The 9,343-nt window shown below is 67.0% G+C and carries 7 protein-coding genes and 1 pseudogene; 6 read left to right on the top strand and 2 right to left on the bottom strand.

What is annotated here, in order from left to right; all coding sequences use genetic code 11:
- Positions 1-191: pseudogene (locus KBI5_RS21725) on the top strand (transcriptional regulator); the annotation flags it as partial.
- A gap of 267 nt (positions 192-458) precedes the next feature.
- On the opposite strand, the gene KBI5_RS26585 reads toward KBI5_RS21725, so the two are convergent.
- Positions 459-605 carry a hypothetical protein gene (locus KBI5_RS26585; protein WP_157902569.1) on the bottom strand — a complete coding sequence of 49 codons (147 nt, stop codon included), beginning with the start codon at positions 603-605 and terminating at the stop codon, positions 459-461.
- Positions 606-1,178: 573 nt separating this feature from the next.
- Between KBI5_RS26585 and KBI5_RS21730 the strand changes: the two genes are divergently transcribed.
- The 3 genes from KBI5_RS21730 to KBI5_RS21740 all read left to right on the top strand — a co-directional run bounded on the left by KBI5_RS21730 (position 1,179) and on the right by KBI5_RS21740 (position 5,453).
- Entirely contained in the window at positions 1,179-1,859 is a 681-nt protein-coding gene (locus tag KBI5_RS21730; protein WP_241883091.1) for a hypothetical protein, read from the top strand.
- Positions 1,860-2,203: 344 nt separating this feature from the next.
- The gene (locus KBI5_RS21735; RefSeq protein WP_085016291.1) at positions 2,204-2,752 is read left to right on the top strand and encodes a hypothetical protein; all 549 of its coding nucleotides are present in this window, start codon (positions 2,204-2,206) and stop codon (positions 2,750-2,752) included.
- Between the two features lie 199 nt (positions 2,753-2,951).
- On the top strand, positions 2,952-5,453 hold the full coding sequence (locus tag KBI5_RS21740; protein WP_133057105.1) for a helicase C-terminal domain-containing protein: 2,502 nt from the start codon (positions 2,952-2,954) through the stop codon (positions 5,451-5,453).
- A gap of 197 nt (positions 5,454-5,650) precedes the next feature.
- Here the strand turns inward: KBI5_RS21740 and KBI5_RS21745 are convergent, their stop codons facing one another.
- On the bottom strand, positions 5,651-6,157 hold the full coding sequence (locus KBI5_RS21745; RefSeq protein ID WP_085016293.1) for a hypothetical protein: 507 nt from the start codon (positions 6,155-6,157) through the stop codon (positions 5,651-5,653).
- Positions 6,158-7,089: 932 nt separating this feature from the next.
- Between KBI5_RS21745 and KBI5_RS25975 the strand changes: the two genes are divergently transcribed.
- Together KBI5_RS25975 and KBI5_RS21750 are read left to right on the top strand one after the other, a co-directional pair.
- Complete coding sequence (locus KBI5_RS25975; protein ID WP_133057106.1) at positions 7,090-7,881, top strand: hypothetical protein; 792 nt, start codon at positions 7,090-7,092, stop codon at positions 7,879-7,881.
- A 180-nt stretch (positions 7,882-8,061) separates the two neighbouring features.
- Positions 8,062-9,180 (top strand): hypothetical protein, encoded by a 1,119-nt coding sequence (locus tag KBI5_RS21750; RefSeq protein WP_133057107.1) that lies wholly within the window; start codon positions 8,062-8,064, stop codon positions 9,178-9,180.
- Positions 9,181-9,343 lie beyond the last annotated feature (163 nt).

The following is a 9,343-nucleotide window of genomic DNA, read 5'->3' on the forward strand; positions in this document are numbered from 1 at the left end:
AGATCCAGCGGGAACGCGGCGACTACGCCGGCCGGGTCCTCTCGATCCGCGAAGGGGACCTGCGCACCCTCGCCACCCTCTACACCCTCGACCGCAACCAGCTGCTCGACAGGCTCCAGCAGTGGGAGGTGCTCGACCCGACGAGCGCCACCCCGGACATCTCCGACACCGCCGGCACCTGGGCACCGTGATCCAGCCGGCAGCACGTCCGCTGCCGCGCCCCCGCCATGCACGGCGGGAGGGGCGCGCAGACGCGGACAACCTCCATGGCGCTTCCCCGACGGAGATCCTTGGGCACTGGGTCGGGCCCGGCCGCAGACTCACCGGCCTACTACCCGTGATCCCGTTGCCGTGGCCCACCGGCGTAATGCCCGTCGGTGAGCCACGGCCATCAGGGCGACCGCGTGGCGGCTGCTCATCGCTGAGCAGTTCGGCCGCCACGCACAGCCCTTTCGGGCCTACTCGTCGTCCTGTTCGTTGCGGTCGGCCGCCTCCTGCGCCCGCACGTCGAAGCCACTCTGCGCGGTGTCGGAGCACGGGTCCTGCCACGCTGCCTCGCTGATCCGGTCAGCTGCCTCGCGGTCCATCGGCGTCGACTTACCCATTACGCACTCCTTGCATCCTCCTGTCCCGGTGACGTCACGGGACCGACGTGCCCGGTCGCGTGCGGCACGGCCAGGCGATGCCCAGGGATACGACAGCGCCACGACCCGGACGGCCGGATCGCCCTGCTGACGCCGCGAGCGGGCTCCGAGTTGGGCAGCACCTCGGTGACGAGCCCGCGAGGAAAATGAATCCGAGAAATAGACTATCGCGCTCGCCCGGACAGCGCTGGGCGAGCGCGCTTGAATACTCCAGTCCGACGTTGCACCCGGTGCGAATAAATCGCACCTGTAGGTTTTCATCTGGTTTGTTCCGCAGCTACGCTGCCGTCTGGGCGGCGACGATTTTCTCGCCGATCTGTCACCGGCGAGGCTTCTCGCCGATCTGTCCTTTTCTACGGCAGCGCCTTCGTCTGGGTTGGCCGTCTGTCCTTGGCCGCGGCTGTGCCGTCCTCGCGGCCATCTCCGGAGCGAGTCGATCGAGGACGACGTCGGCCGTGACGGCGGAACGGGCGGGCGTCGCGACCATCACGTCGCCACCGCCGTCACGTGCAGCGGGTAGAGCAGGATGGACGCGTGCAGGACGAGTTGAGCATCGACGCACGGGTCGTTCGGGCTGCCCGACGGTACCGGCGTCGCCGCGCGGCGATACCGATCGCCGCGCAGCTCGCGCTCCTGGTTCCCGGCCTCACCCTGACCGTCATGTGGCCGCCCTTCACGCATCACAGCGCCGTCCGTACTCTCGGGGCCAGCGGGCTGACCGCGCTGGGCGGCGCCGTCGGCCTCGTCCTCTACAGCGAGCGGATCACCTGGGTCCTGGACAGGGCACCGCTCGCGCCCGCCCGCGTCCGCGTCGCGTACTACGCCCTGGCATTACGTAGAACCATCCGCGACTCAGCTCTCACGGGGATCACGCGAGACCTCGAAACCATCCGGGTCCTCTACCTGATCGCCGACGCGGCACGCCGCATGGCCGGCAGCCACGGCGACACCATCCCCGGATGGGCCGCCAACGACCTTTCCACCACCGCGCTCGACGACGCGGACCACGCCCACCGGCACGTCCTCGACGGCCTCGGCCACATCCTCGCCACCATCGAGACAGCGCGAGACGTGGTCCTGTGCGTCCCCACCGGCGACAGACCCGCCAGACCCGACCCCCGGGAATCCTTCATCCTGAGCGCCGCCACGCTCGACCGCGCCTGCCGCAGCGCTCTCGACCTCGCCACCCTCGCCCTCATCGTTCCCCGAACGTGAGCGCCGCCGAGCAGACCCCCACGACCCAGGTCACCAGCTACGCGGAGCTGCACGTTCCCTGTCGAGGACCGTAAGAGGGTGCCGTGATCGGCTGGAACGGACAAGGAAATCTGGGCCACCTGTGTAGGTCGTCGGCCGTTGTGGTGGCCGTCACCCGGCTGCCACGCTAGGTGACCGACGGGGGTCCAGTACGCCCTCGGCGACCTGCTCGGCCGGCCAAGGTCAGGTCGCGGTCTCCGCGACTGCTGACAGATGATCAAGTCGCGGTCTGTGCATAGCCGCGCGGTCCGCTGTCCCGCCCCGCTGGTCGCGAGTATCAGGTCGGCCCCAGTTACCGTGTCGGAATGCCTCGACGTGTCGTGATTGACGGCAACATCGTCGACTACCTGTACGACTACCCAGGTGCCCGGCAAGCCGTCAAACAGGCCACCGGCGCGGGCCAGCTCGAACTGCTCGTTGATCAGATCGTGGTTGACCAGATCGCCAGGACAAGAGACTCGGTCCGGCGAGAGCGCATGCTCGCGCATGTCGCCGAGCTGTGCAGCTACGTCCCCCAGGGCGCGTCGGCGTTCGGCATCGGGCGGTTCGGATTCGGACCGTTCGGGGGCGCCGCCCCTGCCCAGCAGCCGGTCGTATCCGCGGTCCGCGGCAACGCAACCAACATCGGGACCGTCCTAGACTCGATCATCGCGGCGACTGCGCACCGCGAGCACGCCGCCCTGGCCACCAACGACGCAAGACTTCGCGCGAGGGCCGCGGCTGAAGGCGTCGAGACGCTCACCCCCGCACAGCTGTTCGCCGAGGTCGGATTCGACCTTGGCACGGCGATCGCCACACCGATGCTGCCCGCCGTCCCGGACGGGCACGCGGCCCAGAGGCGGTCGGATCGCTGAGACGGTGGCGGGCCGGCGAGAGACGACCGTGTGCCGGCCGCGTACCGCAGGGAGGCGCCGCGACTAAGATCGTTGTGCCGCCGGTAGCGGGCCGAATCGTGTCGATCGGGCACCCGGCGGCCCGTCATGGCGACCACGCGCCCTGACAGAAGCTGGAGCGGCAGCCGGCGGACAGGCTGTGCGGAAGGAGCGCTGGTCGATGGCGGGTCTCAATTTCGGGAAGCTGTCCACGCGCTCCGTGGTGGACACCGCGACCGAGCCTCGAAGGATCTTCGCCGCACTTCCGGCGCGTGATCCGAAGTACGCCCGGCCCTGGGATGTGCAGGCGCAGGTGTGGGACCGCTGGCACGCACGTCGCCAGGAGTCCGACCTGCTGGTGAAGATGAACACCGGCGGCGGCAAGACGGTCGTCGGGCTGATGATGCTCAAGAGCTGCCTCAACGAAGGCGTAGGGCCGGCTGTCTACGTCACGCCTGACCGCTACCTCGCCGAGCAGGTCCGCGACGAAGCCGCTGCCCTGGGCGTCGAGGTCACCGACGATCCTCACTCGGGACGGTTCCAGGCAGGTAAAGCAATCCTGGTCACCCACGTCCACAAGGTGATCAACGGGCGATCGGTGTTCGGGGTGGTCGGTGATGTGCGGCAGCGCATCGACATCGGCTCGCTGCTGGTCGATGACACCCACGCCTGCCTGGCGACGTTGGAGCACCAGCTCACCCTCACCATCCCCCGAACGCACCCGGCCTACCGAGCCGTGGCCGGCCTGTTCGACGACGCGTTGAGAGCGCAGTCGCCGTCCGCGTTCCGTGACCTCGCCGAGGACGTGCCGGGTGTCGCGCTGCGGATTCCCTACTGGGCCTGGTGCGATCGCCAGGAACAGGTCCTCGACGCGCTTCACCCGCACCGCGAGAGCACCGGGTTCCAGTTCGTGTGGCCGCTCGTCCGCGAGGTCCTACCGCTGTGCGACGTGGCGATCAGCTACGGCCAGATCGAGGTGAAACCGCCCTGTCCGCCTATCGACCGCATCCCGAGCCTGTCCCGTGCCAAGCGGCGGATCTACCTCACCGCCACGCTCGCCGACGACAGCGTCTTGGTGACGCACTTCGACGCCGTGCCCTCGACGATCGACAGGCCCGTCACGCCGGCGACCGCCGACGACCTCGGCGACAGGATGATCCTCACTCCGCTGGAGACACATCCTGGAACGACCGACGAGGAGGTCCGGGAGTTCCTGGCCGAGCAGGCGCAGCGCCACAACGTCGTGGTGATCGTGCCCTCCGGGCGCCGAGCCGACCAGTGGCGGGACGTCGCCGACGCCGTCTACGACAAGAACTCGATCCACGACGGCGTCCTCGCCCTGCGGGAGGGACACGTCGGCCTCGTGGTCCTGACTAACAAGTACGACGGTATCGACCTGCCAGGCGACGCGTGCCGCATCCTGGCCTTGGACGGACTGCCCGAGGCGTACGACGCCCTCGACCGGATCGAGGCGCTCGCTTTGGGGGACAGCGACGCGATGGTCACCCGTCAGATCCAGCGCATCGAGCAGGGCATGGGACGGGGGGTCCGCTCGAACGACGACTACTGCGTGGTCCTACTCCTCGGCTCGAAGCTCACACAACGGCTCCATCACGCGGGCGGCGCGGCTAAGTTCAGTCCGGCGACCCGCGCCCAGCTGGACCTGTCCAGGCAGGTCGCCGACATGCTGCACGGCAAGCCCTTCACCGACCTCGACGCCGTCGTCAAGCAGTGCCTCGACCGTGATCCAGACTGGGTGGCGGCCGGTCGAGACGTTCTTGACGGTGTCACCTATCCGTCCACCGGTACCGTGTCCCCGGTCGCGATCGCCGAGCGGGAAGCGTTCAGGCTCGCGGAACTCGGCCGCTACCGGGAAGCCCACGACAAGATCCGCGAGGCGGTCAACGCCGTCGGCGGGGACCGGCGCCAACAGGGGTGGCTCAAGCAGCGGGCCGCCGGCTACCTGCACCTGATCGACCCCGCCGCGGCTCTTCAGATGCAGAAGTCCGCCCAGAACGACAACAAGGAGCTTCTCCGGCCTCGCGACGGTGTCGAGTACCACCGACTGGGTGGCGTCGCCGACCAGGCTCGCCAGGCGGCCGACTTCATGGCCGAGCACTACGACAACGGCAACGATCTGATCGTCGGCGTGGCGGCGGTCGTTGACGACCTCGTCCCCAGTCCTGACCCGACACGCGTTCCCGCGTTCGAGCAGGCGGTACACGACCTCGGTCTGCTTCTCGGTTTCGGTGCACAGCGCCCGGAACGGGACACCGGGGAAGGCCCGGACGTGCTGTGGTCCCTGGGCAACCTGGCGTACCTGGTCATCGAGTGCAAGAGCGGCTCCACCTCCGACTGGATCTGGAAGAGCGAAGCCGAGCAGCTGTCACACTCCGTCGACTGGTTCATCGAGAAGTACGACCAGACCTGCAAGCCGGCACCGGTCCTCATCCATCCCGTCGCCGCCCTACACAGCCAAGCCTCTGCGCGCGCGAGCGCCCTCGTGATCACCTTCCCCAAGCTGGAACAACTGCGTGAGGCAGTGACCAAACATGCGGCGGCGTTGGCCGCTGGCAATGCGTACCGCGAGCCAGACAAGGTCAGCAGCCAGCTGGCGGCCCGGAAGCTCACGGGCAAGTCCTTTGCCCAGCAGTGGGGAGTCTCGCCGAAGAAAAGTCGGTGACGGCGACCAGGACAACATCGCGCAGAAGAAGGGACCAGGGCCCGCGCGGGCGTTGCTGGCCCCGAGCTGCGACCTGCGCCGACTGCCCGATCCTCTGGAAGTCGGTTCGTTCGGTGGGAAATCCGCGGCGTGACTGGCGGAGACCGAATCGTCCGGAACCGCCATACGGGACCTGTCCCACCTAGGCTCTCGAAGCGTCACGTCGTCGCTGCGAACTCCCGGGAGTACTGTTCGGAGTCGCCGCTGGGTGTCCACCTTGGGTCGGTGACCCCTGGGTGGCCAGGCGGAAGGTAGTGGTCCTGCCCTGCCCGCATTCGCTCCCACTGTCGGCGCTCCCAGCCCTCAAGCGCTGGATAGCGGTCGACCACCTGGGCCACGCCACATTTCTGGAACCGCTGTCCGCACCTGCACCGGTCACCGGCTCCCTCACGATGTAGGAGGCGGAGTTCGGACAGCGCCTGGAAGGCTCTATCCCGCGAACGGTAGGCTTGGTCCCGCCGCTCGATCGCCTCGTCGACGATCTGCTGGTCCAGATTCTGCGTGACGATCCTCGTGGGCCGTTCGTCCAGCTCCTTCATCAGCTCAGCGATCTGCGCGTCGCGGGCGGCGAGTTCGGTCCGGTGTGCCTTGTCCGCCCTCTCCAGCCGAAAGCGAGCATCCTCGAACCAGATCTCGCGGTGCGTTACCTCGCGCTTCTTCATCATCGCCGGGTGATCACCCTGATGACGTGTGCACACCCCGCACACCGGGACCGACGCGGGCAGGCCGTCCGGAACGCGGGACGGTCCCATGATCGCGTTTGGGAGTCCGCAGCAGACGCAAGGTCCTGTTGATCTGCTTGTCGCGCTGGCGATGTCAGCCTCCTTCTCGGTACTGGCGGGCTCGGYGGCTTGACTGCCATGCAGCGAGGCCAGGTGCAGTCGGAGGAGGAGCGTCCGGATCTCGCCGAGCAGGCCACCATCCGGCTCCCGGCGCAGGACGACTGGCTGTGCACGTTCCAGCTGGCCAGCTTCTGCCTGCTCCGTGATCGCTTGCCTCTGCGGGCCGAGGCCCCACCACGAACCTCCCAACCAGGGAAAATCTGGATCAAGGGTAGCTCAGGAACAGCTCGCCATCGAACGTCTGTTTGCCGGCGTGTCGCGCTCCGTCGCAGCATGCTCGTGGCCGCGGATCGTCGGCCTGGTCGACGGCAGCTGCCGCTGTGACCCGGTCATGTTGGCCGGGCTGCGGTCAGGACGCCACGCCGTTCCGTTCCCAGTGGATCACGTTCGGTGATCAAGATCTGGCCGGGAGCGGCTGGTGGCGTGGTGAGTGCGGTTCCGCAGCTGTCAGCGTTGCCTTCATTGCCGGGTACTGCTCCGTCTATGCCGTTCGCGGAGCTCTGGTCAGGGATTAAGGTCCTGCATTGCTGTCCGTTCCCAAGGATCATCTTCGCGGTGGACAGCCGCTTCCCCGCTCGATCGCCACGTCGTCAAGGGCTGGGGCACGGCGCAGTGTGGGCGGGACGGCGAGCGGCCAGCGCTCCTACCACGCGCCGATGTGGTGCGGACCTGTCCGTCTTGCTGGGCGGCCAGGTGCGGTGTGCGGTGGGAGCACCCGGGCGGGGGACCAGCCCAGCAAGCCATACGATTTCAGCATGAGCGAGGACGAGCCGCCCCACAACGACGGAGATGACGCATCCCGTTGGCTGGCCGAGCCACTGGGGCTCTGGGAGCGGCTGTACGCTGGCCTGGCCGGTGTCGCGCTGAGCGTTGCTGGTGTATGGGCGGTGTTCGGGACGGCGAGGGAGGCTGGCCCTCCGTTTCTGCTGCTAACTGGGACCGCCTTTTTGTTCATTGCAATTCAGGGCACAGCGGTGAGGCGGCTCGGAGGCGACTCGGGCATCGAAATGGAACGGCGCGTTCGCCGCCAGCTCGCAAGTCAAGTTGTTGAGGCGGCGCGGAACGAGGGTGACCCAGATATTGCGCGGGGCATGACCAGGGCCGCCGAGATTATCGTGCCATACGCGGACCGGGGCCTTGATATGCAGCGAGTTGCTTTGACGTATGAGCTACTCATTGAGGCTGCCTTGGTGAGCCTTGGCGCGGATGTGGTCCGGATACAAAACGACGGCCCCTATGATCTTTCCGCCAATTTCAGCGAGTCTGACCTACAGCAATGGATGGTCAGGGTCATAGTAAAGTATCGATCTTCTGGTTCCAGGTTCGATCGCAGAGCAATTCCTCGGGAAGTAGGCGGTCGCCGCATCGTCGCCGCCTTGATTGTTACAAATGCGCCTCTAACATCTGAAGTCCAGGCCATCAACGAGGACTCTGGTGAAGAATACGGCTCTGTGGCCGTTGTGACATACAGGGACGCTTCGGATGACTCTGCCCTCCGCAACGCGCTACGCGCCCTCGGGGCTCCGGTTTCGGGGGATTTGGCGTAGAGAATAAATCTCATTTGGTTGGCGAAGTGCTTGTATCCGAACCCTGCCGTATTCGAGCGAGGTAGGCGGCGAGCGATGCTGGCCCTCACGGAGACGCAGGATCCGGAGGATGGGGTGCAGCCGCCCGGTCTGGGAGAAATCTACTCGCACTAGCGTGCAGTGGTCTGGCAAGGTGGAGCGGTGAATCAAGGTCTCGTGCTGCCAGACGAGCAGTTCGCCAAGGCGGTCACGTACATGCGGGCGCTTCGCCGGGCGGTGATCGCGTTCTGGTACGCGACGATCGAGGACGCGGAGGCCGCGTTGATCGAGGCCGCTCAAGCGTGCTTCGCGGTCAACATTCTGGACGAGGCGGTGTTCGAGCACGCACTGGGTTCCCCGTATCGGCAGATCCGCGCGAGGGATCGCCTCGGCCAGGTGGTCACCGGGCTGGAGCTGATCCGCAACTGCGAAACCCACGCCGCTGTCGGGTTCGACGGCTTGCTCGTCGAGCGTCGCGTGCTCGGAGTACCCATGCACGGCGGGATGATCCACAGAGTGGTGCCCTCCTGGGCCGAGTACGCCGACCTGCCGTCCGCCTACGTCGAGCTGGACCAGTCCGCGACGTCCAACCAGAAACGAGCACGTGGCGAGGCCCAGCATGGCTACCGTATGGCGATCGCCGGCCGCAGTGTGGTGGAGACGCTGCTGGATGCTACGGCGTTCTTTCAGCAGATCGACCCAAGGCTCATGGTCGAGTACGGTCCCGATCTTCAGTACGCCTACGTCGAGTTGCTGCCTGACCGGGACCCCGCCGTCGAGCCGGAGCACGTCTTCCTCACCAGGCCGATGGGCCTGGACACGTTCGAGGTACTCCTGCCATCACTCGCCACTCGGAATACCGAACGACGTGCGGCGCAGTGGCCGGCGGCCGACGACTACTTCACGGTGAAGGTGAAGGCGGCGAAGAGCACCGTTCCGGGTGCGGCGTACCGCGAGGTCCGGCACGTGCTGCGTGACAACGGGAAGGCCGTCGGCTACGCAGGGGTCTCGCCGGACAGGCTGTCCGGGTCTTGGTCCTGGGTTGAACGCACCCGACAGGTCTGGCGCGATGTCCGTGCCGGCTACCGTTACCTGGTGGCGCACGACAACCAAGAGATCGAGGTCACGGAAACGGCCCACCAGCGTGTGGCCGCGCTGGCCCCGGACGGCACTGACGTGCTGGCCGGTCTCCCGGACGGCGACGAGCCACACACTGACCTCGGCAGGCTCACCATGGTCGAGACCTATCCCGATCTCTACCTTTCCATGCGGGAGCAGTGATCGCATGGATGAATGGGAAAGTCCCCGGTTCGGTGAAGCCGCAGTATCGTGGCATTCCGTCTGGGACCGCCTGTATCCCGAGTACATGGATGCTCCGCACGACGATGCGGCAGCTTCGGAAATGCACCGGCTACGCGGCTTGGTGATGGCCCAGTGCGCGGAG

Source organism: Frankia sp. KB5 (genome assembly GCF_002099325.1).
Lineage (GTDB): Bacteria > Actinomycetota > Actinomycetes > Frankiales > Frankiaceae > Frankia > Frankia casuarinae.

Coding starts and splice junctions, on each gene's coding strand:
- KBI5_RS26585 (WP_157902569.1), bottom strand. CDS start 605: ATGGGTAAGTCGACGCCGATGGACCGCGAGGCAGCTGACCGGATCAGC.
- KBI5_RS21740 (WP_133057105.1), top strand. CDS start 2,952: ATGGCGGGTCTCAATTTCGGGAAGCTGTCCACGCGCTCCGTGGTGGAC.
- KBI5_RS21735 (WP_085016291.1), top strand. CDS start 2,204: ATGCCTCGACGTGTCGTGATTGACGGCAACATCGTCGACTACCTGTAC.
- KBI5_RS21745 (WP_085016293.1), bottom strand. CDS start 6,157: ATGATGAAGAAGCGCGAGGTAACGCACCGCGAGATCTGGTTCGAGGAT.
- KBI5_RS25975 (WP_133057106.1), top strand. CDS start 7,090: ATGAGCGAGGACGAGCCGCCCCACAACGACGGAGATGACGCATCCCGT.